Source organism: Leisingera sp. ANG-M7 (assembly GCF_000813965.1).
Lineage (GTDB): Bacteria > Pseudomonadota > Alphaproteobacteria > Rhodobacterales > Rhodobacteraceae > Leisingera.
Window position 1 is genome coordinate 44,164 of record NZ_JWLI01000021.1, and the last position, 25,419, is coordinate 69,582.

At 63.4% G+C, this 25,419-nt stretch carries 27 protein-coding genes; 11 read left to right on the plus strand and 16 right to left on the minus strand.

What is annotated here, in order from left to right; genetic code table 11:
• Window position 1 precedes the first annotated feature (1 nt).
• The gene (locus RA26_RS19720) at window positions 2-370 is read right to left on the minus strand and encodes a hypothetical protein (RefSeq protein WP_039186751.1); all 369 of its coding nucleotides are present in this window, start codon (window positions 368-370) and stop codon (window positions 2-4) included.
• 214 nt (window positions 371-584) lie between these two features.
• On the opposite strand from RA26_RS19720, the gene RA26_RS19725 reads away from it, so the two are divergent.
• From RA26_RS19725 to RA26_RS19740, 4 genes are all read left to right on the plus strand, one after another.
• A complete protein-coding gene (locus RA26_RS19725) occupies window positions 585-1,559 on the plus strand; it encodes a glutathione S-transferase family protein (protein WP_039186754.1) in 975 nt (324 codons plus the stop codon).
• A gap of 128 nt (window positions 1,560-1,687) precedes the next feature.
• Window positions 1,688-2,650 (plus strand): threonine-phosphate decarboxylase, encoded by a 963-nt coding sequence (locus RA26_RS19730; RefSeq protein WP_082015889.1) that lies wholly within the window; start codon window positions 1,688-1,690, stop codon window positions 2,648-2,650.
• The gene (gene cbiB / locus RA26_RS19735) at window positions 2,647-3,558 is read left to right on the plus strand and encodes an adenosylcobinamide-phosphate synthase CbiB (RefSeq protein ID WP_039186759.1); all 912 of its coding nucleotides are present in this window, start codon (window positions 2,647-2,649) and stop codon (window positions 3,556-3,558) included. Before RA26_RS19730 ends, cbiB begins: the two co-directional genes overlap by 4 nt.
• A 46-nt stretch (window positions 3,559-3,604) precedes the next feature.
• On the plus strand, window positions 3,605-4,774 hold the full coding sequence (locus tag RA26_RS19740) for a lytic murein transglycosylase (RefSeq protein WP_039186760.1): 1,170 nt from the start codon (window positions 3,605-3,607) through the stop codon (window positions 4,772-4,774).
• On the opposite strand, the gene RA26_RS19745 is transcribed toward RA26_RS19740, so the two are convergent.
• From RA26_RS19745 to RA26_RS19760, 4 genes are all read right to left on the minus strand, one after another.
• Complete coding sequence (locus tag RA26_RS19745; RefSeq protein WP_241482697.1) at window positions 4,771-5,115, minus strand: hypothetical protein; 345 nt, start codon at window positions 5,113-5,115, stop codon at window positions 4,771-4,773. The genes RA26_RS19740 and RA26_RS19745 overlap by 4 nt on opposite strands.
• Before the next feature lie 71 nt (window positions 5,116-5,186).
• Entirely contained in the window at window positions 5,187-5,657 is a 471-nt protein-coding gene (locus RA26_RS19750; RefSeq protein WP_039186765.1) for a YbjN domain-containing protein, read from the minus strand.
• A gap of 65 nt (window positions 5,658-5,722) precedes the next feature.
• Window positions 5,723-9,178 (minus strand): chromosome segregation SMC family protein, encoded by a 3,456-nt coding sequence (locus RA26_RS19755; protein ID WP_039186768.1) that lies wholly within the window; start codon window positions 9,176-9,178, stop codon window positions 5,723-5,725.
• Between the two features lie 165 nt (window positions 9,179-9,343).
• Window positions 9,344-10,552 (minus strand): aminotransferase-like domain-containing protein, encoded by a 1,209-nt coding sequence (locus RA26_RS19760; RefSeq protein WP_039186772.1) that lies wholly within the window; start codon window positions 10,550-10,552, stop codon window positions 9,344-9,346.
• Between the two features lie 157 nt (window positions 10,553-10,709).
• Here RA26_RS19760 and RA26_RS19765 point away from each other — a divergent pair, with 157 nt between their 5' ends.
• Both RA26_RS19765 and RA26_RS19770 read left to right on the plus strand, forming a co-directional pair.
• Window positions 10,710-11,480 carry a FadR/GntR family transcriptional regulator gene (locus tag RA26_RS19765; RefSeq protein WP_039186774.1) on the plus strand — a complete coding sequence of 257 codons (771 nt, stop codon included), beginning with the start codon at window positions 10,710-10,712 and terminating at the stop codon, window positions 11,478-11,480.
• Window positions 11,481-11,494: 14 nt separating this feature from the next.
• Entirely contained in the window at window positions 11,495-11,893 is a 399-nt protein-coding gene (locus RA26_RS19770; RefSeq protein WP_039186776.1) for an Imm8 family immunity protein, read from the plus strand.
• A 388-nt stretch (window positions 11,894-12,281) separates the two neighbouring features.
• Here the strand turns inward: RA26_RS19770 and RA26_RS19775 are convergent, their stop codons facing one another.
• From RA26_RS19775 to RA26_RS19800, 6 genes are all read right to left on the minus strand, one after another.
• Entirely contained in the window at window positions 12,282-12,839 is a 558-nt protein-coding gene (locus RA26_RS19775) for a F0F1 ATP synthase subunit B (protein ID WP_039186779.1), read from the minus strand.
• Between the two features lie 4 nt (window positions 12,840-12,843).
• Window positions 12,844-13,371: a F0F1 ATP synthase subunit B' gene (locus tag RA26_RS19780; RefSeq protein ID WP_039186781.1), complete on the minus strand. Its 528-nt coding sequence runs from the start codon at window positions 13,369-13,371 to the stop codon at window positions 12,844-12,846.
• Between the two features lie 83 nt (window positions 13,372-13,454).
• Window positions 13,455-13,691, minus strand: a complete 237-nt coding sequence (locus tag RA26_RS19785; protein ID WP_008553903.1) for a F0F1 ATP synthase subunit C — start codon at window positions 13,689-13,691, stop codon at window positions 13,455-13,457.
• Between the two features lie 88 nt (window positions 13,692-13,779).
• Window positions 13,780-14,580 carry a F0F1 ATP synthase subunit A gene (locus RA26_RS19790; RefSeq protein ID WP_039186784.1) on the minus strand — a complete coding sequence of 267 codons (801 nt, stop codon included), beginning with the start codon at window positions 14,578-14,580 and terminating at the stop codon, window positions 13,780-13,782.
• Window positions 14,581-14,620: 40 nt separating this feature from the next.
• A complete protein-coding gene (locus RA26_RS19795; RefSeq protein WP_446720184.1) occupies window positions 14,621-14,965 on the minus strand; it encodes an AtpZ/AtpI family protein in 345 nt (114 codons plus the stop codon).
• Window positions 14,966-15,160: 195 nt separating this feature from the next.
• A complete protein-coding gene (locus RA26_RS19800) occupies window positions 15,161-16,057 on the minus strand; it encodes a DMT family transporter (RefSeq protein ID WP_039186789.1) in 897 nt (298 codons plus the stop codon).
• A 90-nt stretch (window positions 16,058-16,147) separates the two neighbouring features.
• On the opposite strand from RA26_RS19800, the gene RA26_RS19805 reads away from it, so the two are divergent.
• The gene (locus RA26_RS19805; RefSeq protein WP_039186793.1) at window positions 16,148-16,492 is read left to right on the plus strand and encodes an ArsR/SmtB family transcription factor; all 345 of its coding nucleotides are present in this window, start codon (window positions 16,148-16,150) and stop codon (window positions 16,490-16,492) included.
• Window positions 16,493-16,502: 10 nt separating this feature from the next.
• On the opposite strand, the gene RA26_RS19810 is transcribed toward RA26_RS19805, so the two are convergent.
• The 3 genes from RA26_RS19810 to RA26_RS19820 all read right to left on the minus strand — a co-directional run bounded on the left by RA26_RS19810 (window position 16,503) and on the right by RA26_RS19820 (window position 18,780).
• Window positions 16,503-16,913: a universal stress protein gene (locus RA26_RS19810; protein ID WP_039186797.1), complete on the minus strand. Its 411-nt coding sequence runs from the start codon at window positions 16,911-16,913 to the stop codon at window positions 16,503-16,505.
• 95 nt (window positions 16,914-17,008) lie between these two features.
• Window positions 17,009-17,905 (minus strand): DMT family transporter, encoded by an 897-nt coding sequence (locus RA26_RS19815; protein ID WP_275041648.1) that lies wholly within the window; start codon window positions 17,903-17,905, stop codon window positions 17,009-17,011.
• A complete protein-coding gene (locus RA26_RS19820; RefSeq protein ID WP_039186856.1) occupies window positions 17,902-18,780 on the minus strand; it encodes a LysR family transcriptional regulator in 879 nt (292 codons plus the stop codon). The genes RA26_RS19815 and RA26_RS19820 overlap by 4 nt, the downstream gene beginning before the upstream one ends.
• A gap of 119 nt (window positions 18,781-18,899) precedes the next feature.
• Between RA26_RS19820 and RA26_RS19825 the strand changes: the two genes are divergently transcribed.
• Window positions 18,900-19,481: an FMN-dependent NADH-azoreductase gene (locus RA26_RS19825; protein WP_039186800.1), complete on the plus strand. Its 582-nt coding sequence runs from the start codon at window positions 18,900-18,902 to the stop codon at window positions 19,479-19,481.
• A gap of 123 nt (window positions 19,482-19,604) precedes the next feature.
• Window positions 19,605-20,357, plus strand: coding sequence for an aspartate/glutamate racemase family protein (locus RA26_RS19830; RefSeq protein WP_039186802.1), 753 nt, complete (start codon window positions 19,605-19,607; stop codon window positions 20,355-20,357).
• Here the strand turns inward: RA26_RS19830 and RA26_RS19835 are convergent.
• Together RA26_RS19835 and RA26_RS19840 are read right to left on the minus strand one after the other, a co-directional pair.
• Window positions 20,354-20,881, minus strand: coding sequence for a prolyl-tRNA synthetase associated domain-containing protein (locus RA26_RS19835; RefSeq protein ID WP_039186858.1), 528 nt, complete (start codon window positions 20,879-20,881; stop codon window positions 20,354-20,356). The genes RA26_RS19830 and RA26_RS19835 overlap by 4 nt on opposite strands.
• 140 nt (window positions 20,882-21,021) lie before the next feature.
• Window positions 21,022-22,929, minus strand: coding sequence for an elongation factor G (locus RA26_RS19840; RefSeq protein WP_039186805.1), 1,908 nt, complete (start codon window positions 22,927-22,929; stop codon window positions 21,022-21,024).
• A 274-nt stretch (window positions 22,930-23,203) separates the two neighbouring features.
• On the opposite strand from RA26_RS19840, the gene RA26_RS19845 reads away from it, so the two are divergent.
• Together RA26_RS19845 and ffh are read left to right on the plus strand one after the other, a co-directional pair.
• Window positions 23,204-23,731, plus strand: coding sequence for a hypothetical protein (locus tag RA26_RS19845; RefSeq protein WP_039186808.1), 528 nt, complete (start codon window positions 23,204-23,206; stop codon window positions 23,729-23,731).
• 164 nt (window positions 23,732-23,895) lie between these two features.
• The gene (ffh, locus tag RA26_RS19850; protein ID WP_039186810.1) at window positions 23,896-25,416 is read left to right on the plus strand and encodes a signal recognition particle protein; all 1,521 of its coding nucleotides are present in this window, start codon (window positions 23,896-23,898) and stop codon (window positions 25,414-25,416) included.
• Window positions 25,417-25,419: the final 3 nt, after the last annotated feature.

The window sequence follows — 25,419 nt, forward strand, 5'->3', positions numbered from 1 at the left end:
CTCAGATCTTGCCCTGCGACTGGTCAAAGGGAATGAGCCCTGCAGGCGCGTCCGGCGACTTGTAGAAATCCACCGGCGCCTTGTCCGCAGCCGGGGTGGAGCGCTTGAATTCATAGCGCATCTCGCCGCCCTCTTCTTCGCCTGCAACAATCAGGCATTGCGACACATGACGGGCGCCGTCGTAGATATCAACCAGCCCGCGCAGCATCGGCGCGGTTTCCGCCTCGACCGAGAAACCGGTCTTCCACAGCCGCAGCACCGGATAGAGCTCATTATCCACCATCACCCGCAAACGGCTCTTGCGCCGCATCCCCTGCAGGCGGGCGGTGTCCAGCGCTTCCTGCACGGCTTTGGGTACGTAGGTGTTCATGTCAGCGGCCTTCCAAATGCTTCGGTTTACACGGGTCCTTCTTTCAACGGTGCGTCACAAATATATAAAATCAAGTGAACATTTTCGAAAATTTGACGGCCGCGCAATTTTGTTGCTGCTGTGCAGGAGTGCAGAAGGCCTGCGCGCTGGCCTGCATAGGCGCAGGCGCCTTGCCCGCATATGTTTGCCTTGCACAGCAGCAGGAGCAGACGCGATGGGCCTTTTGATCGACGGGAAATGGCACGACCAGTGGTATGACACCGACTCTACCGGTGGCGCCTTTAAGCGCAGCGAATCGCAGTTCCGCAACTGGATCACCGCCGACGGCAGCGCGGGCCCGTCAGGCAAGGGCGGCTTCCCGGCGGAAGGCGGGCGCTATCATCTTTACGTCTCGCTTGCCTGCCCCTGGGCGCACCGCACGCTGATCTTCCGCCAGCTGAAGGGGCTGGCAGAGCATATCTCTGTCTCTGTCGTGCACCCCGACATGCTGGGCGAAGGCTGGACCTTTGAAACCGACGAACATGGCGCCACCGGCGACGGCCTGTTCGGCAACTCGCATATGCATCAGATCTACACCCGCGCCGATGCGGAATACACCGGCCGGGTGACGGTGCCGGTGCTGTGGGACAAGGAGCAGAACACCATCGTCTCCAACGAAAGCGCCGAGATCATCCGCATGTTCAATTCGGCCTTTGACGCGATCACAGGCAACAGTGACGACTATTGGCCGGAAGAGCTGCGCGAGCCGATTGAGGCGGTAAACACCCGCGTCTACAGCACCATCAACAACGGTGTTTACAAATGCGGCTTTGCCACCACGCAGCAAGCCTATGACGAGGCCGTCGCGCCGCTGTTCGAAAGCCTGGACTGGCTGGAAGATCTGCTGTCGCAGCACCGCTACCTGCTGGGTGAGCGCATCACCGAGGCTGACTGGCGGCTGTTCACGACCCTTCTGCGCTTTGATCCAGTGTATCACACCCACTTCAAGTGCAACCGCAAACGGCTGATGGATTACCCGAACCTCTGGGCCTACACCCGCGAGCTGTACCAGTGGCCGGATGTGGCGGAGACGGTTGGAATGAAGCACATCGTGCGCCACTACTATTACAGCCATGACACCATCAATCCGCACCGGATCATCCCCACCAACCCAGAGATCAACTGGCAGGAGCCGCACGGGCGCGGCTGACTCACGCGATTGCGTCTGCACCACCGCAAATAGGGAGTTCACGCCCCGCACAGCATAGGTTAATACGCGCAGTGCCTCAGATGGCAGCCGGCCCTGGCCGGTGTGAACTCTCACCGGTGGCGACCGCGATGCATGACCTCTCTCACGACCCCGCAACCCAGCCCCGCGACCACGGCGGAAACCTGAGCGCCGCCATTGCCGAATTCGGCGGCAGCCGCGATGGCTGGATCGACCTCTCCACTGGCATCAACCCGCACCCCTATCCGCTGCCGCAGTTCAGCGCCGGTGACTGGGGCGCGCTGCCGGATGCGGATGCGCTGGCCGGTCTGGAACTGGCCGCCCGCAGCTTCTGGAATATCCCGGAGGAGGCCGCTGTTCTTGCCGCCCCCGGCGCTTCTGCGCTGATTGCCGCCTTGCCCGCCTTGGCCGAACCGCGCTGGGTGCAGATCACCAAGCCCACCTACAACGAACACGCCGCCGCCTTTGAGGCCCGCGGCTGGATTGTCCGGGTGCATGGGCCTGCGGAGGCCAAGGTGGCTGTGCATCCCAACAACCCGGATGGCCGGATGTGGCGCGAGGACGAGCTTTCTGCGCCGCTCACGATCATCGACGAGAGCTTTTGCGACGTCTGCCCGGGTGAAAGCCTGATCCGCATGGCTGCCCGCCCCGGCGTTGTCGTGCTGAAGAGCTTTGGCAAATTCTGGGGCCTGGCCGGGATGCGGCTGGGCTTTGCCATCGGCGACCCCAAGCTGATTGCGCAGCTGGCCACCTGGCAGGGCCCCTGGGCGGTCTCCGGCCCGGCACTGCGCACCGGCACATTGGCCTTGCAGGACAATGCCTGGGCCGAAGCCACTCGCACCCGGCTGCATCAGGATGCCGCCCGGCTGGACGAACTTGTGCTCGCCAAGGGTGCCAGCTTGGCCGGCGGCACCGACCTGTTCCGGCTTTACCATGTGGATGATGCCGCTGCCTGGCAGCAAAAGCTGGCCCGCGCCCATATCTGGAGTCGCATCTTCCCCTATTCCAAGACCTTCCTGCGCCTTGGCCTGCCGCCTGCGGACGGCTGGGGCCGGCTGGAGGCCGCGCTGTGACCACCGCCGGAATGCTTGCCGTGGCCCTGCTGCTGGACGCCGTGTTTGGCGAGCCGAAATGGCTGTGGTCGCGCGTGACCCACCCGGCGGTACTGATGGGCAGGCTGGTGGGCTTCCTTGACCGAAAGCTCAACACCGGCCCCAGCCGCCGCGCCAAAGGCGTACTGGCAGCAGCGGCCCTGGTTCTGGCTGGCTTCATTGCGGGCAAACTGCTGGCCCTGCCCGGTACACTGGTCGAAATTCTGGTGGCGGCAATACTGATCGCGCAGCGGTCCCTGACCGAACATGTTGCCGCAGTTGCCAACGGCCTGCGCCGCAGCCTGAAGGAAGGCCGCCGGGCTGTTGCCATGATCGTCAGCCGCGACACAGAAGCCATGACCGCACCGCAGGCCGCGCGCTCTGCCATCGAAAGCGGCGCTGAGAACCTGTCGGACGGCATCATTGCGCCTGCATTCTGGTTCCTGATTGCCGGGCTGCCGGGACTGATCATCTACAAGATGGTCAATACCGCCGACAGCATGATCGGCTACCGCAACGAACGGTACGAAGACTTCGGCTGGGCCTCTGCCAGGCTGGACGATTTGCTGAACCTGATCCCGGCCCGACTGACCGGTTTGCTGATCGCCGCCGCCGGCGGCCAGCTGCGCCACTGGCGCGCCATCGCAGAGGATGCGCGCAAGCATCGCTCCCCCAATGCCGGCTGGCCGGAGGCAGCTATGGCACGCGCGCTGGACACATCGCTGGCCGGCCCCCGTTCCTACGACGGCGAGATGCGCGATTTCGCCTGGGTCCACGCCAGAGGCGCAAAAAGCGCCAGCGCCGAAACCATCACCCGTTCCGTTGCGCTCCTTTGGCAGACCTGGGCGCTTGCGCTGGCCCTGACGGTTGCCATTGCCGCGGTTTTCTAGCACATAAGACCCTGTGGGAGCGGTAAGACCAAGGAGCGCCAGAACCATGCGCCTATTGCCCTTTGTCCTCGCAGCAGCCCTGCTGCCTGCTGCAGCGGCGGCCCAATGCGGCGGCGGTTTTCAGAACTTCGTAAAACTGATGAAGGAAGAGGCAGTTCAGGCCGGTTATGACACCGCGACCGTCAATGCTTTCTTTGCCGGCACCCGCCAGGACTCCCGCGTGCTCAAGGCCGACCGTGGCCAGGGCGTGTTCCAGAAACCCTTCATCGACTTTTCCCGCCGCCTGATTTCGCAGAACCGGCTGAAGGCCGGCCGCCAGATGGCGCAGAAACACGACGCCACCTTCCAGCGGATCGAGAGCACCTACGGCATCGACCGCGGCGTGCTGCTGGCCTTCTGGGCGTTTGAGACCGACTATGGCGGCTATCAGGGCGATTTCAATACCCGCGACGCACTGGTCACCTTGGCTCATGACTGCCGCCGCCCGGAGCTGTTCCGGCCGCAAGTGTTTGCCGCGCTGGAGCTGTTCAAGCAGGGCAACTTCGACCCCAAGCGCACCACCGGCGCCTGGGCCGGTGAGATCGGCATGGTGCAGATGCTGCCGGGTGACATCCTGCAGCATGGCGTTGATGCCGATGGCGACGGCAAGGTCAGCCTGAAAACCTCAGCCCCAGACGCACTGATGTCCGGCGCGCGGATGCTGTCGCATCTGGGCTGGCAGCCCGGTCAGCCCTGGCTGCAGGAAGTCACCATCCCCGAAGAATTGGACCTGTCTCTCAGCGGCACCGCCCAGAAGAAATCCGTGGCGCAGTGGCGCAAGTTGGGTGTTTCCGCGCGGGACGGCAAGCTGCCGGACCCCGCGATGCGCGCCTCGCTGCTGCTGCCGCAGGGCCACAAGGGGCCCGCCTTCCTCGCCTATCCGAATTTCGACGTCTATTTCGAGTGGAACCAGAGCTTCACCTATGTGCTGACCGCCGCTTACTTCGCCAACCGGCTGCAGGGCGCGGACATCTATGAAGCTGGCAGGCCCGATGGCGGTCTGACAAGCGCTCAGATGAAGCAGCTGCAGCAGAAACTGCAGGCCCTTGGCCACAATGTGGGTGACATCGACGGCATCCTTGGCGCCCGCACCCGGGTTGCGGTCCAGAAAGAGCAGAAGCGCCTCGGCCTGCCTGCCGACGCTTGGCCCACGCCTGCTCTGCTCAAGAAACTCTAACGCACCGGGAATCGTTCGCCCTGGCGGGTAATAAGAATGATCCGGCTGCCGTTGCGGACAAACAGATCGCAACGACCAAACCCATTGGTGAAATCCACGCAGATACTGCCATCGCCCGCAATCCTGTAAGTGCCCCAGGCCGTGCCGCCGCCATTCTCAGCGGAATAGGTATAGGCATAGGCCCCGCCGCTGCCGTATTGCGACTCACCACCGTCGAAAAAGCGGAACGACTGGCCCGGCAGAGCCTCCAGCTCCGCCTGCGCGAAAGGCGTGTCGCCGGGACGCAGCTGCCAGCTGTCCGCCACCGCGCTGCCTGCCACAAGGCAAAAGAACAGGGGCATGATCCATCTCATGCCCCCACCCTAACGATTGATCTTGCAGCCGGTTGTCACGATGCGGTGACAACCAGGGGTCAGTTCCAGTCGATGAACTCTTCGAAATCCTGCATCGCGCGGTTCCAAAGCCCCACCGCGTCGGCAAAATCATCCGGTGTCATGCCGTCGTCGCCCAGCAGCACGTCCATCTCGATCCGGGCGGAACCCTCTTCCGAAACATAGGCACGGGCAAACCGGTTATTGGTGTTCCATTCGTTGATCTTGGAGAGGCGCACGCTGCCATCGGTCTGGTAACCGGAGAAGAACTGGATCGCCTCGCAGTTGGTGTTGTCGCTGCAGCCGTAATAGTAGACCGAGAAATCGTTGCCGTAATATTCGACCTTGAGGTTCGGATCACCAACGCTGTCGGTGGTCACTTCAACCTTGGCACCCTCGTCCTTGAAGAAATTGGCGACGCTCTCGCCGGTCTTGGCCACCACATTGCTAGCCATCGCGGCAGCCGGGGTCATCAGCACCGCAGCAGCGGCAATTGCTTTCAGCATATTCATTTGTCACTCCACAAAACTTTGTCTTTGCAAACAGGCACCGGCACAGATCCCCTCTGCGCCAGTACTCAGGCCACCATCGCCTCTGCTTTCTTGAGGTCAACCGAAACGAGCTGGCTGACACCCTTTTCCTGCATGGTGACGCCAAAAAGCCGGTCCATCCGCGCCATCGTCACCGCATGGTGGGTGATGATCAGGAAGCGGGTGTCGGTCTGGCGGCACATCTCATCCAGCAGGTCGCAGAAACGGGTGACGTTGGCGTCATCCAGCGGCGCGTCGACCTCGTCCAGCACACAGATCGGCGCCGGGTTCGACAGGAACACCGCAAAGATCAGCGCCATCGCGGTCAGCGTCTGCTCCCCGCCGGAGAGCAGCGACAGGGTCGACAGCTTCTTGCCGGGCGGCTGGCACATGATCTCCAGGCCCGCATCCAGCGGGTCGTCGCTTTCGACCATCACCAGATTGGCCTCGCCGCCGCCGAACAGATGGGTGAACAGCATGGTAAAGCTGCTGTTCACCTGCTCAAACGCCGTCAGCAGCCGCTCGCGCCCCTCGCGGTTGAGACTGGAAATCCCGTCGCGCAGGGTCTTCACCGCGCCCTCCAGGTCCAGCTTTTCCGCCACTAATGTATCGTGCTCATTCTGAACGCCGCGGGCGTCTTCCTCGGCACGCAGGTTCACTGCCCCCAAGGCATCGCGCTGGCGCTTGTAGCGGTCCACGTCGTGCTCCAGATCATCCGAGGCCGGCATTTCATCCGGCGACACGCCGAGCTTCTCCAGCAGCGCCTGCGGGGTGATCTGCTGCGCCTCGATGATCCGGCCCGCCGCCTGCGTGACGGCTTCCTTGGCCGCATCGCTGCGTGCCTCGGACCGTGCCCGCGCCTCGCGCGCCTCGGAGGCCAGCCGCTCGCATTCGCGTTCCTTGTGCACCGCCTCGCGCAGCTCGGCCTCCGCCGCAATCAGCGCCTCGGTTGCGGCCGACTTGCGGCCCTCCGCCTCGGCAATCGCCTCATTCAGCTCTTCGCGCTTCTCGGCAATCTCCGTCGGAACCGCGTTGGCTTCCTCCAGTTCCTCCTGCGAGGCCTCGCGGCGCTCCGCCAGTTCCTCGATCCGCGCCTCGGCGCTTTCCAGGCGGTGGCGCCAGCCGGACAGCTCCTTGGTCACTTCCTGCCCGCGCTTGGTGCGGGCCTCGCCCTCGCGGCGCAGTTCATCATGGCTGGAGCGATGGGTCAGCATGGTGATCCGCGCCGCCTCCACCGACTGCTTGATATCCTCAACCGCGGTACGGGCCTGGTCCAGATCGCCAAGTTCCCCCAGCACCTTTTCCGCCTCTTTCAGCTGCAGACTGGCGTTCAGCGCGTCTTCCTCATGGCGCGACACCGCAATGCCAAGGGTTTCCAGCTTGCCCTCGGCCAGGTTGCGGTCGGCCTCGGCGCGGCTGAGGGCACGTGCCGCATCCGCCACCCGCTGGTCCGCCACCCGGCGGGCCTGGCGGGCGTTCTGGTCGGCCAGCGTCACCTCTTCCAGCTTGCGCAGAAGCGTCTCATGCGCGGCGCGGGCGCCATCGGCTGTGGCACTGACGCGCTCCATCTCCTGCTTCAGCGCTTCCAGCTTGTTCAGCTGCTCCAGCCGCAGGGCTGCGGCACTCGGCGCGTCCTCCGCCCAGGCACGGTAGCCATCCCAGCGCCACAAATCGCCTTCCAGCGTCACCAGCCGCTGGCCAGGCTGCAACTGCGCCTGAAGGCCCGCTGCCGCATCGCCATCCACCAGTCCGATCTGCGCCACCCGGCGCGACAAGGCATCGGGACCGGAGACAAACAGCGCCAGGGGCTGCACACCTTCCGGCAGCGCCGCGTCGCGGTCATAGCCCGGCAGAGACAGCCAGCCGGTCGGCCCGTCCGCATCCGCCAGCGGTGCGCGCAGATCATCGGCCAGCGCTGCACCCAGCGCCTTTTCATAGCCCGGCGAAACGGCCAGCTCATCCAAAACCTGGCCGCCCTCCGCGGTGTCACGCTCCACCAGCTTGGCAAGCGCGGTGACCTCTGCGCGCAGCGCGCCCAGTTCGCCCTCAGCCTCAGAGCGCTGCGAACGTGCCTCGGCCTCTCGGGCTTGGGTCTCGGTGCGTGCCTCGTCTGCCGCTTCCAGTGCTTCCTCGGCCATCTCAGAGGCTTCGCGCGCCTCTTCCTCAGCCGACACAGCTGCCTCAAACTTCTCTGCGGCCAGCTCCAGCGCCTCCTGCGCCTCCCCTTGGGCCGCGCGGGCTTTCTCCGCTTCACCCTCGGAGCGGCCAAGCGCACGCTGGCAGTCTTCGACCGCGCGCCGGGCGGACTGGTGGCGGGCCGCGAGACGGGCGACATCCTCGGTCACTTGCGCCAGATGATCCTCGCGCGCCTGCAGAATGGAACCGGCATCCCGTGCCAATTCCGAAGCCTCCGCCAGCTTTCCGTCATGCCCATCGCCGGCCTTGGACAGCTCGCGCTGCTCCCACTCCAGCCGTTCAATGGTTTCGCCCGCGTCCTTGTTCAGCCCGGTCTCGCGCTCGATATCGTTGCCCAGCTGCACAATCCTGCCGCTGAGCCGTTCGATGGTCTGGCGGGCCTGCGCCTCCTGATCGCCCAGCGAGTCGCGCTGCACCACCAGCCGCTGCAGGATGGCGGCCGCGATGGCCTCTTCCTCGCGCAGTGGCGGCAATTTTTCCTCAAACGTGCCGCGCTGCGTGGCAGCCGCGCGCACCAGCGCCTCCGCCTTGGCGGCCTGCTCAACCCGCACCCGCAGCTCATCCTCGGAGGCCAGCCGCGCCTCATCCGCCTCGCGCCAGCGGCGGTAGAGCAGCATGCCCTCGGCCAGCCGCAGCTTCTCGCCGATCTCGCGGTAGCGCTGCGCCTGCCGCGCCTGCTTGGCCAGCTGCGCCAGCTGCGCCGCCAGCTGCTCGATCACGTCATCGACGCGCAGCAGGTTGGCCTCGGTATTCTTCAGCTTCAGCTCTGCCTCGTGGCGGCGCTGATAGAGGCCGGAGATCCCCGCAGCCTCTTCCAGAATGCGGCGGCGCGCCTTAGGCTTGGCGTTTATCAGCTCTGCAATCTGACCCTGCCGCACCAGCGCCGGCGAATGCGCGCCGGTGGAGGCATCGGCAAACAGCATCTGCACGTCACGCGCCCGCACGTCCTTGCCGTTGGATTTATAGGCGCTGCCCACATCCCGGGTGATGCGGCGCACGATCTCCAAGCCGTCGGCATCATTGAAGCCCGAAGGCGCCAGCCGCTCCGAATTGTCAATGTTGAGGCTCACCTCGGCAAAGTTGCGCGCAGGCCGCGAGGAGGTGCCGGCAAAGATCACATCCTCCATACCGCCGCCGCGCATCGCCTTGGCACGGGTTTCCCCCATCACCCAGCGCAATGCCTCCAGAAGATTGGATTTGCCGCAACCATTTGGACCCACAACCCCTGTCAGCCCATCGGCAATGACCAGTTCGGTAGGATCAACAAAGCTTTTGAAGCCATTCAGCCTGAGCTTGGAAAACCGCAAAGCTGCCCCTTCGTGATTCCGTATCGAGAAAGTTCAGCGGTTCCTACCCGTTGAGTCAACGCTCCGCACCCCCAAATCGGGGCGAATTCTGTTCAAACCACACCATATCTTGTGGATAACCCGAACCAAACGGCGGTGTTTTGCCAAGCAGGAGCTTGTCTGGCCTCAGACGGACCGCAACAGCCGCCCCAGCCGGGCAATGCCCTCCTCGATGGCCGCGTGGTTGGAATTGGAGAAGCTCAGCCGGATCGTGTTCTGGCCGCTGCCATCGGCAAAAGACGCCTGACCGGGCACAAAGGCCACCCGCTCTGTCTCAAGCGAGCGCGCCAGGAGCTGCGCACCGTCCATCCCCTCCGGCAGGGTGATCCAGACGAACATGCCGCCCTCAGGCCGGGTCCACTCGGCCCCCTCGGGCATGTGCTCATCCAAGGCCGCCAGCATCACGTCGCGACGGCGCTGATAGACCGCGTGCAGTTGCTCAACATGTGCGTCGAAGCAGGCTTCTGCAACGCCGTGCACAGCCATCTGGTTGATGGTCGAGGTGTGCAGATCCGCCGCCTGTTTCAGCAGCACCATCTGCGCAATCACCGGTTTGGCCGCCACTGCCCAACCGATCCGCAGACCCGGCGAAAGCGTCTTGCTGAACGACCCGCAATAGACCGTGCGGCAATCTTCGATCGAGCCCTTCTGTTCAATCTCCAGCGCCAGCACCGGCGGCACCGGTTCCCCGTCATAGCGCAGCGACTGATAGGCCGCGTCTTCGATGACGGCACAGTCCAGCGTGTCCGCGATGTCCAGCAGCCGCAGCCGCCCGGTGCGATCCAGCGTTTCACCGGTGGGGTTGGCGAAGTCCGGCGACAGGTAAGCAAATTTCACCGCACTGCCCGCCTCTGCCGCACCCTCGGCATAACTTTCCGCAGTGCGGTTTCCCTTCAGTGACAGACGGTCATAGCGCGGCTCATAGGCGTTGAACGCCGCCAGCGCCCCCAGATAGGTCGGCCAGCCAACCAGCGCGGTGTCGCCCGGCGACAGGAACAGCTTGCCCAGATAATCCAGCGCCTGCTGCGAGCCGGAGGTGATCAGAACGTTCTCCGCCTCACAAACGATGCCGATCTTCGCCATCTCCGCCACGATCCACTGGCGCAGCGGCAGATAGCCCTCGCTGACGGAGTACTGCAGCGCCTGCGCCTGCCGCTCCGGCGTCAGCGCGTTCTTGAACGCCTCTGCAAATTCGTCCGCCGGGAACAGCGCCGGGTCAGGGATTCCGCCAGCAAAGGAGATGATATCCGGCTGGTCCAGCAGTTTCAGAAGCTCGCGGATTTCCGACGCTTTCATCCGGCTGTTGCGGGTGGCAAATATCTGGTCCAGCTGCATGGCTCTCTCCTCGCTCAACAACTAGGGCCACGGTAGGTGGCGCCAAATTAAAGTCAATAATGCTGACCTATTGTTACAGCCTTCGTGATGCGCTCCGCTCTTGCGGCTGCCCGCCCCGCGTGGTCATATAAATTGACCAATCCGCCAGAGCGACCAGATGCCCTTCCAGAAAGTCCAGCCCGAAAAACTCTCCGCCTCCGTCGTCAAGCAGATCGAGCAGCTGATCCTGCGCGGCATTCTCTCGCCGGGCGAGCGCCTGCCCGCCGAACGGGAACTGGCCGAACGGCTCGGCGTCTCCCGCCCCTCCTTGCGTGACGCTATCAGCGAGTTGCAGGCGCGCGGCCTACTGGCCTCCAAGGCCGGCTCCGGTGTGTTTGTCGCCGATGTTCTGGGCTCCGCCTTCTCCCCTGCCCTGATCCAGCTGTTCGCCACCCATGACGAGGCAGTGTTTGACTACCTCTCATTCCGCCGCGACATGGAAGGGCTCGCTGCCGAACGCGCCGCCCGGTTCGGGTCGGACTACGACCTGCAGGTGATCCAGGCGATCTTTGACAAAATGGAGGCGGCCGGCAATCCCGCCGTCTCTGAGGAAGCGGCCAGGCTCGACGCCCAGTTCCACTCCGCCATCATGGATGCCAGCCACAACGTGATCATGCTGCACATGATGCGCTCGATGTTCGATCTGTTGCGCGAAGGCGTGTTCTACAACCGCCGCATCATGTTCCAGCAGCACACCACCTATGAGGCGCTTCTGGAGCAGCACCGCGCCATCAACGCCGCCCTGCAGGCCCGCGACCCGCAAGCCGCCCGCACCGCTGTGGAGGCGCATCTGGACTATGTGAAACAAGCCCTCACCGACCACCAGCGGGCTGAGCGCAACGCAGAGGTGGCCCGGCAGCGGCTGGAGCATGAGACCGGGAAGGGGTGACGCAAGGCAGAACCATGAAGGCAGAAATTAAGCAATTTTACCTCGATGACTATCGCGGCGAAAAATACTGGCCAGAAGACGCAGCTAACTTTTGCGCAATTGCAGACATGAACATCGGAATACAAGGCCACGAGGGAGGAGACAATTTTGTTCTAACAATTTGCTCTCCGAAGTGGTTCGAAGATAACGTCCTGAAGCCTCCACGGTCTCACGTCAGCCATGAGCAAGTCTGCAAGCCAGCCTTTGGGCGGCATTTTCTGTTTATGGAATATTTCAATCCAGACGAAATTGAGTCGACAATTTTTGACTTGGTCACAAACGCGGAGGGTAAAGATTGGGGTGATGTTGCACGTTACCTTGCCCGTTTTTTTGCATGGGAGTTTGAAGACTATTCAAGCGGCGTTGCGACGTGAAAAAACACATTTCCATATGGCTTAGAGATGACAGTTCCAAGCGAACTATCAGAAATAGTCCAAACTTCTGACACGAAGAAGAGCCGGTGATTGCAGTAGTTCATGTTCATGATCACGTTCGCAAAGATAGTCTCTACAAGATGTCGATGTCTTTGACGCCGTATCCACCAAAGTCTGATCCAGATCCTCGCATGCGTTGGTTTAGCGAGTCAGGAACGGGATTGCTTGGCAGCAACGATACCGATTTTCTGCAGCATTCAAATGGCGATGGGCACATCATAATTTGCAGTTTTTTTGTAGAGCAGGCTTGAGTTCAGGCTACACTCCCCAAACAAAAAACCCGGCCGCTCGGACCGGGTTCTTTTAACTTGTCAGGATCAGCCAAAGCTTAGTGCAGCTTGGCGTCCACATCCGCGATGGCGGCGTCGATCAGCTTGTTGGCCTCGGTCGCGGTCATCTGCTTGGAGATCACCTGATCCGCGGCAGCAACGGCGATGGAAATCGCCTGGTCGCGCACTTCTTTCACAGCCGAAGCTTCTGCCGAGGCGATCTGGTCCTCAGCAGCCGCCAGACGGCGGGCGATGGAGGTTTCCAGGTCCGCTTTAGCCTGTTCAGCCGCACGGCCAGCTTCGTCACGGGCAGCTGCCACGATCTGGTCAGCCTGGGCCTGAACTTCCTGCTGCTTGCGCTCATAAGACGCCAGAACGGTCTGGGCCTCTTCACGCAGGGCACGGGCTTCGTCCAGTTCCTTCTGGATGCCTTCGGCGCGGTTGTCGAGCTGGCCAGCCAGCAGTGACGGCACCTTGGCAAACAGCAGAATGCCGATGAACAGGACGAACGCCAGAGCAACAACCAGGTTGGTGTTGGACAGGTCCATGCCGCCGCCGGCAGCAAATGCAGGCGAAGCAGCGCCAAGGGTCAGGGCAAGAGCGAGAATGTTGCGCATGTCCTTATCCTTTCGTCCGCTCGGCAACTGCCTTGGCAATTGCGTCTTTGTCTGCCGAACCGCCCAGAGCAGCGACCAGCGCTTCTGCGGTATCGTTTGCAACTGCTTTCACGCTTTCCAGCGCGCCAGCCTTGATTTCGGCGATTGCCTTTTCAGACTCGGCAGCCTTGGCAGCGATCTGTTCGTCCGCTTTGGCAATTGCCTCGTCCAGCCCGGCCTGGATTTCTGCGCGGGTTTCAGCAGCGATGCGCTGAGCCTCGGCACGGGCATCCGCCAGAGCTTTGTTATATGCGTTTTCGGCCTCGACAGCCTTGGCTTTCAGGTCTTCAGCCGCGGCGAGGTCGTTGGTGATGGTCCCCTGACGCTCGGCCAGCACCGCAGCGATGCGGGGCAGCGCGACGCGCGACAGGATGAGGTAGATCACGACCAGGGCGACCACGAGCCAGAAGATCTGGTTCCCGAAGGTCGAGAAGTCCAGCTGCGGCATTGCGGAACCGCCGCCGTGTGCTGCCTCTTGCGTATTTGATGCCATGTCGTCCTCCCAGGAACTTGCCGTTACACCGGGCAGCGCAGGATCTGCACTGCCCGGCCGTAAGGAAATAGGTTCCTAAGGTCTTAGACGGCGAACATCAGCAGCAGAGCGACCAGGAACGAGAAGATGCCCAGTGCTTCTGCAAACGCGATGCCGATGAACAGGGTTGCGGTCTGGCCGGCAGCTGCCGACGGGTTGCGCAGAGCGCCTGCCAGGAAGTTGCCAGCCACGTGGCCCACACCGATTGCGGCTGCGCCGGAACCGATTGCTGCCAGGCCTGCGCCGACGAACTGACCGAGTTGTGCGATATCGCCTTCCATGATTTCTCTCCTTACGATGGAATGTGGTGATTTCTAGGTTGGGCAGGGCCGTTCAGGGCGCCGCCCGGTAAGCTTTCAGATCCTGGCCTTAGTGGCTCGGGTGCAGTGCATCCTTCAGGTACACGCAGGTCAGGATGGTGAACACGTAGGCCTGGATGAAGGCCACCAGAACTTCGAGTGCGTAAACTGCGGTGATGGCAAAGATCGGCAGGAAGCTGAACATGCCCAGTGCTGCGGCGAAGCCTGCGAACACTTTCAGAACCGCGTGGCCCGCCATCACGTTACCGGCAAGACGGATGGAGTGGCTGACGGGGCGCACGAAGTAGGAAATCAGTTCGATGATGGCCAGGATCGGGCGGAGCGCCAGCGGCGCGCTCGACACCCAGAACAGGCCCAGGAAGCCAACGCCGTTCTTGACGAAGCCAACCACAGTCACGGTCACGAACACCAGCGCCGCCAGAACTGCAGTGACTGCGATATGCGAAGTGGTGGTGAAGGAGCCGGGGATCAGGCCCAGGAAGTTGGCCATCACGATGAACATGAACAGGGTCATGATGTAGGGGAAGAACTTGACGCCGTCCTTGCCGGCCACGTCCTCAACCATCTTGTAGATGAAGCCATAAGCCAGTTCCGCAACCGACTGGGCGCGGCCCGGCACGATGGCGCGGCGCGAGGAGCCCAGAACCAGCAGCGCGAACACGGCGGCTACAGCAGCGGCCATCCATGCGGTCACGTTGGTCGGAGTGTACCAGGAAATGTCACCGCCGAACAGCGCGCTCACCTGGAACTGGTCCATCGGGTGGATCGCAAGCTTGGCTTCTTCCGGCGCCAAGATCAGGCCGGATGCCAGCACCAGTGCCAGAGCTGCGTAAAAGAAAATTTTGCCCATCGGTCCGCTTCTCCTGTCGCCGGTCGCCGATCCCGTCGGATCAGTCCCGGTCTTGCGCTTTTTTGTCGGCCTCTTCGGCCAGTTTCTCTTTCTGGATCTCCTGCGCGGTGCGAAGCATCGTCTTCACCCCAGCCGCCAGGCCCAGCATTATGAACAGCACCATGAAGATGGGCAGGGTTCCAAACAGATGGTCCAGCCCGTATCCGATGCCAAAGCCGATCGCGAGACCGGCCACCAATTCGATCACCATCCGCCAGGCCTGGTTGGCCAGGGAATAATGCTCATCCGCGCGCGGCTTGGGCTCCTGGGCCTTACGCGCCGCCGCCAATTTCTCCTCCAGCTGCGCCATGCGCTGCTTTTGGTCGTCGTCGGTCACGGGCGCCATCCTCACGCGAATTTCTAGTGAGGGTGCTAAGGCCACGGGGCTTAGGAGTCAATTACAAGGATCGAAGATTCAAAACATGTCCATCCCATTGTTTATGCGCGATATTTTACCAACCCTCACACACCGCGCCGCTCTGCCGCAGCCGCTGTTAGCGCCAAACCATCCCGGAATCCATATTCAACCAAAAGGTTGATTTTAGTCGGCGGGCGGTTTCGGCAGCCGCCAGCGCACAATCCGCCCGTCGATCAGCAGCAGCCCCAGCAGGATCGCCGCCATGCCCCACAAGTGCTCTGCCAGCAGCGTCTCGCCCAGAATGTAAGTGCCCAGAAACAGCGCCGACACCGGCGCAATCAGCGTCGGCATGGTGATGTTGGTCGGCCCCACCTTGGGCAGCACCCAGTAAAAGGCGATGAAGGCCGCCGAGGTCAGCACAAAGCCGATCACCAGCAGCGACGCCCAGGTTTCCATGCGTGTGATCACCGGCACCCCCTCGCTCCACAGCGCCAGCGGCGCAATCGCGGCGGTCGACCCGGTCAGCGCAATCGCCACCAGCACCACCGGCTCCATATCCCGGAAGCTGCGCGCGATATTGACGGAGAAAGCATAGCACAGCGGCGCGCACAGTGTGATCAGCACCGCCCAGGCTTCCGATGACTGGCCGCCCTCCAGGATCGGCAGCGACAGCAGCACAATGCCCAGGAACCCGCAGATCACCCCCAGCGACTTCAGCACCGTCGCCCGCTCGCCGCCGGGCCAGAAATGCGACACTACAACCGCCAGCGCCGGCGTGGTCGCATTGACGATCCCGGCCACACCGCTGGCGATATGCTGCTGGCCCAGCGCGTAAAAGGCAAAGGGCCCGGCATAGCTCAGCACGCCGAACCCGAACAGCGCCAGCCAGCGCCACGCATCAGCCGGCACTTTCTTCCGCGCCGCCAGCACGTAGATCCAGCAGCCCAGCGCGCCAAAGCCCACACGGCCCATGGAGACCGACAGCGGCCCCAGCTCGCGCAGCAGGATGGCGTTGAACATGAACGACATGCCCCAGCCGATGCCAAGAATGAAAATCACCGCCCAATAGCGCAACGCCATGCCAACTGCCCTCTCGAAATGCCTTGCACCGATCCATCGCAGTTTTTGCAGGATTGTCGACCCGCTTCTTGCCCTTTAGGAGTATCAGGCATGAGCGACACCCTCGACACAGTCTTTGCAGCCCTCGCCGACCCGACCCGCCGAGCGATCCTGACCATGCTGCTGGAGGACGACATGGCGGTCACAGACGTGGCAGAGCCGTTCGAGATGTCGCTGGCCGCTGTTTCCAAGCACCTGACCATCCTGACCCGCGCCGGCCTCATCGCGCAGGAGAAGCGCGGCCGAGTCAAATGGTGCAAGCTGCAGCCCGACGCAATGCGGGCCGCAAGCGTGTGGATGCAGGGCTTCGGCCAGTTCGAGCCGGTGAACCTGGATGCCTTCGAGCGCTTTCTGGAAGCGGAGCACCTGTCTGAGGATGCCCCATCCGAAACCTAGGGGCCGAAACCTAACGGACGACAAACACCGAAATTTCGGAATGCAGCACCAGATGGCTGGCGTGGGACGAGAACACATAGTCCAGGATGCCGGGCATATGCGTTGCGATCACGATCAGGTCCACTTCCAGCTCCTTGGCGGTCCGGGCCAGAACGGAATCCATCTCTGATCCGACATCCACAGAGTGGACCGGCAGCCCTTCGACCCTTGCGCCGCTGCTTTCGGCCATCTTGCCGGCCAGTGCTGCCAGCTCATCACCTGACGGCCCCAAAGTATGCGCGCCTTCAATCTGCTCACCTGTCACATGCACCAGCGTCACCCGCGATCCATGGTTGGCAGCGAAATCCGCAGCCACGTTCAGGGCTTTCTTGACCGCCGGGGGCATGTGCAGGTCAACGGGCACCATGATATGTTTAAACATCTTTCCCTCCTTCTCCTGACGCGTCCCTCAGGACCAGCATACAGGAAAACAAGAGGCTTGCGTTGACCTGCCGCAAGCGACACCAGGGGTCACGCTCAGGCGCGCACCGGCTTGGCGTCGCCTTCCAGCAGCATCACCAGGGCAACTACCGACATTACCACCCCGATCAGAACCATGCCCGGCGGCGCGCCGCGGCCCAACGCGATTTCCCACAGGATCACCCAGCTGGGCGTCAGATAGGTATAGGCCATCACCTTGGCCGAGGGCAGCCGCAGGGTGGCGTATTGCAGCAGCACGAACGTCGCAGAGCTGGCAAAGACCGCGAGGTAAATCAGGCCGATCCAAACAATGCCCGGCAGCTGCCTCCAATCGGTTGCCAGAATGTCCTGCCACCCGAACACCGCCAGCAGCGCGCCGCCCGCCAGCAGCATGCCGAACGTGAACACCACCGCAGGCTCGCCCCGGTTCAGCTTGCGCACCATCGGCGTGTAGATCGCGTGCAGCACGCATCCCCAGAAATAGATGATCTCCCCCTGGCCGATCTGAAACGCCGCCTGTGCCTGCATGTCGCCGCGCACAATCACCCAGACCGCACCCGCGGCCCCGATCGACAGCGCCAGCGCCATCCAGCGGGTGGTCACCTGCCGCAACAGCAGCCAGCCAAAGCCCGCGCTCATCACCGGCACCAGCGTGAAAACCGCCGCTGCGCTGACCGGTGCCGCGGTCTGCAGCCCGTAGAACATCAGCACGAAATAACCGCCGAACAGCCCGCCCAGTACTGCAAACCGCCAAGGGGCCTGGAAATGCACCCGCCGCAATCCGGTGGTGACCATCGCCGCAACGCCGATCACCACCGCTGCAATGCCGAACCGGGCCGCATTCAGTGCCGCCGGCGCGATCTCATTTGCCACCATCACGCCCAGCGAGAACGACCCCGCCACCAGCGCCGAAAACAGCAGCATCGCCAGATGCCCGCGCAGCGCCTCGTTCACAGCTGCCACTCTTTGGCCTGTTCCTTGAGGAACTTCAGGAAGGTCTGCACTTTGGTGGTGCGGTGCAGGTCCACATGGGTCACCAGCCACAGGGTGCCCTCCCATTCTTCCTGCGGCGCCATCATTTCCACCAGGTTCGGGTTCTGCCGCGCCTCCCAGGCCGCCATAAAGCCGATGCCGGCACCGCTGTGCACCGCATTTTGCATGGTGAACCCGTTTGAACAGCGGAACGAGATCGCCTCAGCCGGGGCATTGGCCCGCAGCCAGCGCGAAAACGGCGCCCGGCTGCTCTCATCGTCATTGCCGATGAACCGGTGGTTGGCCATGTCCCCGATGCCCTGCAGCACGCCGTATTTCTCCACATAAGCCCTGGAGGCATAAAGCCCCACCTGCTGCTTGATGAAGGGCTGCACCACATTGTCCGGCTGATCCGGCGCATTGCCTGCGCGCACGGCCACATGCGCCTCGCCGTATTCCAGCCGGAACAGGCGGTCGCCGGTCAGATAGCGGATGATCAGACCCGGGTGCATGTCCTGGAACTCCTTCAGCGCCGGCACCAGCATCGGCGCAAAAGACGCCAGCGAGGTCACCACCAGCTCACCGGAGACATCATCGCCCTGCCCCTTCAGCCGCCCGACCAGCTGGCTGAACTGGTCGTCGGTCGCCTGTGCCACCCGCAAAAGGTCCTGACCGGCTTCGGTCGGCGTATAGCCGCGGGCGTGGCGCTGGAACAGCTTCACCCCAAGCCGTGCCTCGATGGCGTCGATATGGCGGATCACCGTGGCATGGTGCACGCCCAGCACTTCGGCCGCGCCGCTGACCGTGCCCATGCGGGCCACCTGATAGGCGGTGCGGACTTCATCCCAGTTTTCCATGCCGGTCTCCTTGCCTGCCTTTTTGCGCGCCAGCGCACAAATCATGTTATTTTTCCGCCATTGCGTTCAAATTTGCAATACCCCAAATTCCTGTCAGCAACAAGCACAGGAACACCAAAATGACCCGCACCGTTCTGCATCTCGACTCCTCTGCCCGCACCGAAGGCTCGGTGACCCGGGACCTCTCCGCACAGATCGTCGGCCGCCTGGGCGCTGACACCGTGGTCCGCCGCGACCTGGCCGCGCCGCTGCCGCTGCTGGACGGCGCCTGGATCGGGGCCAACTTCACCCCGGCCGATCAGCGCAGCGAGGCAGACAAACAGCTGCTCGCCCTCTCCGATGCGCTGGTGGAGGAGCTGAAACAGGCCGACACCATCGTGATCGGCGCGCCGATCTACAACTTCTCGGTACCCTCCACGCTCAAGGCCTGGATTGACCTGGTGGCCCGCGTCGGCGTCACCTTCCGCTACGAGGAAACCGGCCCCATTGGCCTGCTGAAAGGCAAACGCGCCATTATCGCGGTGGCCTCCGGCGGCACCCAGGCCGGGTCCGACATCGACTTTGCCACCACCTACCTGCGCCATGTGCTGGGTTTCATCGGCATCACCGAGGTTGAGATTGTGGCCGCCGACGCCATGTCCATCGACGCCGAGGGCGCCCTGGCCAAGGCCCGGACCCAAATCGAAGCGCTGGCGGCCTGATCCCCTGCACCGCCCCGCGCACCTGCCGTCAGCCCCCTCGGCTGGCGGCATTTTTATGTTTGGCAGCCCGGCGGAGCCTGTGCAACTCTGCCTGCACCGGTATTTCAAAGCACAGGCATTCCCATGAAGAAGATCGGCATTCTCGGCGGCGTCGGCTGGGCCTCCACTCTCGATTACTACCGCGCCATCTGCGAAGGCGCCGGAAGGTTCTTTGCGGACCGCGGCGCGGGCTCACCGCTGCCAGTGCCGCCGATCACAATCGAATCCGTGGTGCAGGCGCAAACCCGGTCCTTGCGCGGACGGGCGGGGGATGAGGCCAGCTGGGCCGCTTTTGATGCCGTTTTCCGCGAGGCGATGCTGACGCTGGAACGCGCCGGCTGCGATTTCGCCCTGATCGCCTCCAACACCCCGCACGCCCGCCTGCATGCGATCCGCGAGGGCGTGGTGATGCCGATCCTCAGCATCTTCGACGCCACCGCAGAAGCCACCGCCGCAACCGGTGCCGCCCGCGCACTGGTGCTGGGCACAACAGTCACCATGCAGGCCCGCAACTATGCCAGCGTGCTCGCCGCACATGAGGTCAAAGCAAATGAGATCCTGCCGCAGGACGAGATCGCTGAAATGCAGATGATGATCGACGAAGATTTCTACGGCGGCGCATCGGCCACCGCACAGGACCGCCTGCTGCGGTTCTGCAAGAAACACGCGCAGCCCGGCACCGCCATCCTACTGGCCTGCACCGAACTGCCGCTGGCCTTCCCCGGTCACATCGACGACGTCAGTTTCGAGGCCGGCGGCTTTCTGTTCGTGAACCCCTCCGCTGCCCATGTCACCGCAGCGCTGGATCTGGCGCTGGCGGACGAAAAGGCCGGTTAGACCCAGCGCACCTCAACACCGGTGCGCTCAAAGAACGCCATCACGTCATCGCGCTTCATCGCCACCGTGCGGTCATTGACCAGCGGGTGCATATAGATCACGTCGGCTTCCTGCGCCTGTGCATCCATATAGAAGGTGACGCCCTTCCCAGCGCCGGTGATCATCGCCAGCGGGCTGACCGCGCCGGGGCGGATGCCCAGGTTCTCCAGCAGCCGGTCGGCTGAGCCGAAGGACAGATTTCCAATGCCCAGCTCAGCGCCCAGCGCCTTCAGGTCGATCTCGCGGTCCTGCTGCAGCGTCACCAGATAATTCCGCTTCTTCTTGTCCCGCAGGTACAGGTTCTTCAGCCGCAGCGCGTTTTCGCCCGGCACCATGAACTGCTCCTCGACGCCCTTGGCGTCCTCCACCGTGCGCAGCGGCACATGGGTATGCAGCTGATAGGCAATGCCCCAATCATCCAGCTGCTTAAGCAGCCCATCCGAGGAGATGGGCAGGCTGTCCTGATAGGCCGATGACGCATCCATGATCTTACTCCGCAAGCCGTTCCGGTTTGCAGCGCAGATCACAAAAAACATCACCGGGGCGCAAGAGCTGTTCCGCCCTTCGCGCCCGGTTTTGCGCCATCGCACCGCAGGGCGGGTGCTCAGACCCGCCCCCGGAAAGATCACGCCTCAGCGAAATCCGCCCGCCGCGCCTCCTCGTAGTGGTCAAAGTCGGTGCTGAACCACCCTGTGCCGCGGGTGGCGCTGGCCAGGGTGCTGCACAGATCATCCTGCGCCGACATCGGCAAGAGCGTCTCGAACACGTCCCAGCCCGCGACGCCGTCCTCGGCCTCGAACCCCAGGATCTGGCCTTTCATGCCGCTCACCACCGGCACCAGCCCGCCGGTGAACACCGACGGCACATGGATATGCACCCGCATGATCGGCTGCAGCAGCACCGCACCGGCTTCTGCCAGCGCCTCCCTCACCGCATTCTTGCCCGCGGTGCGGAACGCATAGTCGGAACTGTCCACCGAATGATGCTTGCCATCTTTCAGGGTCACGCAGATATCCACCACCGGATGGCCATTGAGGCCCAGCGCCAGCGCCTCGCGCGCGCCCGCCTCGACCGAGGGGATATAGTTCTTGGGCACCGCACCGCCCTTCACGATTTCCTCGAACACAAACCCGCTGCCGCGGGGCAAGGGCTTCACCTCGATCACCACATCGGCGAATTGGCCGGCGCCGCCCGACTGCTTGCGGTGCCGGTGATGCACCTGCACCGCTTTCTTGATGGTCTCACGCAGGGCCGGCGGCACCGGCCCCTCCTCCACTTCGACGCCGAACTCATCCTTCAGCGCCTGCTTGATCCGCCGCATATGCAGCGGCCCCTGCAGGTTCAGCAGCACATGGCCGCTGGCTTCATCCTGGCCCAGCACCAGCGCCGGGTCGATTTCCGCCAGCCGCTCCAGCGCGCCTGACAGCCGGGCGTCATCACGCTCGTTCACCGGCGTGATCACCCGCCGGAAAGTTGAGGGCCGCGGCTGCGCCCAGCCCGGCAGCGGCGCAGCGCCGTCCGGCCCGTAAGCAAATCCCAGGTTCAGGTGATCCGACTTCACCGCCTGCCCCAGGTCGCCAGGTGTCAGCCTGGTATTCGCCTGCGACCCGACCCCGGTCAGCGAACCGACCGCGGCACCGCCCACCGAAGCACCGTTGCCGACATTGCCGTCCAGCGCCCGCACCATCACCGTCTTGCCCAGATGCTTGACCAGATCCGCCATGCAGCCAACCGCCACCACTTTGCCGTCCTGCGAAAGCCGCTCCAGCGCCGCGCCCACATCCGGCGCTTCATGGCGCAGCGACTTCATCAGCCGCAGGATGCCGTTCTTATGCTCCGCCGATCCCATCAGCGCCGGGATCAGGTCGTTGTGCTGCAGCACCTTGGTGGCCACCTCATAGGCTTCCTCCGCCATCACCTGCTGATCCTCGATCAGCTCCTCCAGCAGCGTGTCGTCAAAATCCGCCAGCGCCTCCAGCAGTTCGGTGCGGGCCTCCTGCTCACGCGCATACATGGCAACCGGCAGCTCGATCAGCGCCGAAGGCTTGCCTTCCTGATACTGCCAGGCCCGCTCGGAAATCAGATCCACAGCACCCACAACTTGGCCCTCCTCGCGGATCGGCACCTGCCGCAGGATGATGTTGTGGCTGCAATAGGCCTGAAGCGCAGCGACGATTTCCGCCACCCGGTCCGTTGCCTGGTCCATGCGGTTGACAAAAATAAAGGCGGGAACCCCCGCCTCCTCCAGCTTGCGCAGATACGGCGCGCTCAGCACCGCAGCGCCGGCATCAGCCGGAACACAGAGGACGGCAGCATCGCTGGCGGCCAGCGCCGGTCCCGCCTGCGCCAGATTGTCGGCGCCGCCTGCGATGTCGATCGCGGCCCAATCCTCCCCCATAAATGAAAAAGGCTGCAAAGCGGCGACGCCTGCAACCTCCTGCCTCTTGCCCACGGTGCCGTCCAGATTGGCCAGCGCCGTCGCCAGCGTTGATTTGCCGGACTGCGACGGTCCCAGAATAGTGAAAACGCGCATGTTCTCAGATCCTCCCTTAGCTGATGCGAATGCCCGCCTAGGACCGCAGCCGCCAAGGGCGTGCAGCTTGCCTGTGCCAAAGATCTGCCTCGGTGCTCTTCTGAGCGCCCCGTGCCGGTGAGTGGGCAGCAAGGGGCCGTTTTCGATGTTGGCCAAGCGTCCGCCCCCGAGTCAAGCGCGCAGAGGGCGTAGCGGCGGCGCCCCGCGCACGGTTTTGACGCAACCGGTGCCGATTTCCCCTCCCTCTCGCCTTTCCCTTGGGTAAGCTTGAATTATGAAAATCACCCGCAACACGCCTGAGCAGCTGATCCTGGCCGACAACCCCTGGTTCATCGGCATCTCCCTCATTCTGTTTATCCTCGTCTTTGTCGGCGCAGGCCTGGGGGCCGCCAGTACCGGCGGTGAAAACCTCTGGTTCGGCCTTTTCTTTGCTCTCGCAGGCGGCGGGATGGGCTTTGCCGCCTTCTGCCTGTTCGTGCGCCGGGTGCAGGTGATCCTCGACCGGCCCGGCGGCAGCATCGTGATCCGGCGCCAGTCGGTGTTCGGCTACAGCCAGGTGGAGCACCGCCTCGCCGACCTGTCCCATGCCGAGGTGGAAAGCACCACCAGCCGCCGCGAGGGCCGCACCCGCACGCTCTACCGCCCGGTGCTTGTGCTGGACAGCGGCATGAGCGCCGGCCGCCACCCGGTGGTCGAGGCCTACACCAATGGCGGCGGCCCGCAGCGGCTGAGCGATGCGATAAACGCCTGGCTCCCCGCCGAAAGCCCGGCAAAGGTTGACTCCGGCTCCCAATCCGCGTAACCCCCGCCCCAACATCCGGGAGATCTGAGTCTTCCGGTCCCTGCCCGTGCCAGGGATCGCCCCCCACCAGCGTGTTACGCCCGTGGGGGCATTTGCGCATGGTTCGCTTGTCCCCTACATACGGGGGCGCCACACGTTGAAACCGGCATTAGGAGGCCGCAGGCATGTTTGAAAATCTATCCGAACGCCTATCCGGCGTCTTTGACCGGCTGACCAAACAAGGCGCCCTGAACGAGGAAGACGTCAAATCCGCCCTGCGCGAAGTCCGCGTGGCGCTCTTGGAAGCCGACGTCTCACTGCCGGTTGCCCGCGACTTCGTCAAGAAGGTGCAGGAACAGGCCACCGGCCAGGCCGTCACCAAATCGGTGACCCCGGGCCAGCAGGTCGTGAAGATCGTGCACGACGCGCTGGTCGACGTGCTGCGCGGCGAGGAAGACCCCGGCAAGCTCAAGGTCGACAACCCGCCCGCGCCCGTCCTGATGGTCGGCCTGCAGGGCTCCGGTAAGACCACCACCACCGGCAAGCTGGCAAAACGGCTGAAGGAGAAAGAGGGCAAGAAGGTCCTGATGGCCTCGCTTGACGTCTACCGCCCGGCGGCGATGGACCAGCTGGCCGTCCTCGGCACCCAGATCGGCGTCGACACCCTGCCCATCGTGCCCGGCCAGAAACCGGTCGACATCGCCAAACGCGCCAAGCAGCAGGCGACCCTTGGCGGCTATGACGTCTACATGCTGGATACCGCCGGCCGCCTGCACATCGACGAGACCCTGATGCAGGAGGTCGAGGACGTCCGCAATGTGGTCTCCCCGCGCGAGACCCTGCTTGTGGTCGATGGCCTGACCGGCCAGGTCGCCGTCGAGGTGGCCGAGGAATTCGACGCCAAGATCGGCATCAGCGGCGTGGTGCTCACCCGGATGGACGGCGACGGCCGCGGCGGTGCGGCGCTGTCGATGCGCGCTGTCACCGGCAAGCCGATCCGCTTTGTCGGCCTTGGCGAGAAGATGGACGCGCTCGAAACCTTCGAGGCCGACCGGATCGCCGGCCGCATCCTCGGCATGGGCGACATCGTGGCGCTGGTCGAAAAGGCCCAGGAAACCATCGAGGCCGAACAGGCCGAAAAGATGATGAAGCGCATGATGAAAGGTCAGTTCAACATGAACGACCTGAAGATGCAGCTTGAGCAGATGCTCCAGATGGGCGGCATGGAGGGCATGATGCAGATGATGCCCGGCATGGGCAAAATGGCCAAGCAGGTGCAGGACGCGGGCATGGACGACAAGGTCCTGAAGCGCCAGATCGCCATGATCCAGTCGATGACCAAGAAGGAACGCGCCAACCCCGCCCTGCTGCAGGCCTCCCGCAAAAAACGTATCGCAACCGGCTCCGGCATGGAGGTCTCCGACCTCAACAAGCTTCTGAAGATGCACCGGCAGATGGCCGATGTGATGAAGAAGATGGGCAAGATGGGCAAAGGCAAGATGCTGAAACAGGCCATGAAGGGCATGTTCGGCAAGGGCGGCATGCCGGATATGGGCGGCATGGACCCCAGCCAGATGGACCCCAAGGCGCTGGAAGCGGCGGCCAAAGCAATGGGCGGCAAAGGCGGCCTGCCCGGCGGCCTCCCCGGTCTGGGCGGCGGCATGGGCCTGCCCGCAGGCCTCAGCGGATTTGGCAAGAAGAAGTAAGCC

Coding starts and splice junctions, on each gene's coding strand:
- RA26_RS19790 (WP_039186784.1), bottom strand. CDS start 14,580: ATGGGCAAAATTTTCTTTTACGCAGCTCTGGCACTGGTGCTGGCATCC.
- RA26_RS19805 (WP_039186793.1), top strand. CDS start 16,148: ATGAGCGACACCCTCGACACAGTCTTTGCAGCCCTCGCCGACCCGACC.
- RA26_RS19775 (WP_039186779.1), bottom strand. CDS start 12,839: ATGCGCAACATTCTCGCTCTTGCCCTGACCCTTGGCGCTGCTTCGCCT.
- RA26_RS19760 (WP_039186772.1), bottom strand. CDS start 10,552: ATGCAGCTGGACCAGATATTTGCCACCCGCAACAGCCGGATGAAAGCG.
- RA26_RS19795 (WP_446720184.1), bottom strand. CDS start 14,965: ATGGCGCCCGTGACCGACGACGACCAAAAGCAGCGCATGGCGCAGCTG.
- ffh (WP_039186810.1), top strand. CDS start 23,896: ATGTTTGAAAATCTATCCGAACGCCTATCCGGCGTCTTTGACCGGCTG.
- RA26_RS19765 (WP_039186774.1), top strand. CDS start 10,710: ATGCCCTTCCAGAAAGTCCAGCCCGAAAAACTCTCCGCCTCCGTCGTC.
- RA26_RS19835 (WP_039186858.1), bottom strand. CDS start 20,881: ATGGATGCGTCATCGGCCTATCAGGACAGCCTGCCCATCTCCTCGGAT.
- RA26_RS19845 (WP_039186808.1), top strand. CDS start 23,204: ATGAAAATCACCCGCAACACGCCTGAGCAGCTGATCCTGGCCGACAAC.
- RA26_RS19780 (WP_039186781.1), bottom strand. CDS start 13,371: ATGGCATCAAATACGCAAGAGGCAGCACACGGCGGCGGTTCCGCAATG.
- RA26_RS19770 (WP_039186776.1), top strand. CDS start 11,495: ATGAAGGCAGAAATTAAGCAATTTTACCTCGATGACTATCGCGGCGAA.
- RA26_RS19745 (WP_241482697.1), bottom strand. CDS start 5,115: ATGCCCCTGTTCTTTTGCCTTGTGGCAGGCAGCGCGGTGGCGGACAGC.
- RA26_RS19825 (WP_039186800.1), top strand. CDS start 18,900: ATGACCCGCACCGTTCTGCATCTCGACTCCTCTGCCCGCACCGAAGGC.
- RA26_RS19810 (WP_039186797.1), bottom strand. CDS start 16,913: ATGTTTAAACATATCATGGTGCCCGTTGACCTGCACATGCCCCCGGCG.
- RA26_RS19830 (WP_039186802.1), top strand. CDS start 19,605: ATGAAGAAGATCGGCATTCTCGGCGGCGTCGGCTGGGCCTCCACTCTC.
- RA26_RS19820 (WP_039186856.1), bottom strand. CDS start 18,780: ATGGAAAACTGGGATGAAGTCCGCACCGCCTATCAGGTGGCCCGCATG.
- RA26_RS19740 (WP_039186760.1), top strand. CDS start 3,605: ATGCGCCTATTGCCCTTTGTCCTCGCAGCAGCCCTGCTGCCTGCTGCA.
- RA26_RS19725 (WP_039186754.1), top strand. CDS start 585: ATGGGCCTTTTGATCGACGGGAAATGGCACGACCAGTGGTATGACACC.
- RA26_RS19840 (WP_039186805.1), bottom strand. CDS start 22,929: ATGCGCGTTTTCACTATTCTGGGACCGTCGCAGTCCGGCAAATCAACG.
- RA26_RS19750 (WP_039186765.1), bottom strand. CDS start 5,657: ATGAATATGCTGAAAGCAATTGCCGCTGCTGCGGTGCTGATGACCCCG.
- RA26_RS19785 (WP_008553903.1), bottom strand. CDS start 13,691: ATGGAAGGCGATATCGCACAACTCGGTCAGTTCGTCGGCGCAGGCCTG.
- RA26_RS19730 (WP_082015889.1), top strand. CDS start 1,688: ATGCATGACCTCTCTCACGACCCCGCAACCCAGCCCCGCGACCACGGC.
- RA26_RS19800 (WP_039186789.1), bottom strand. CDS start 16,057: ATGGCGTTGCGCTATTGGGCGGTGATTTTCATTCTTGGCATCGGCTGG.
- RA26_RS19720 (WP_039186751.1), bottom strand. CDS start 370: ATGAACACCTACGTACCCAAAGCCGTGCAGGAAGCGCTGGACACCGCC.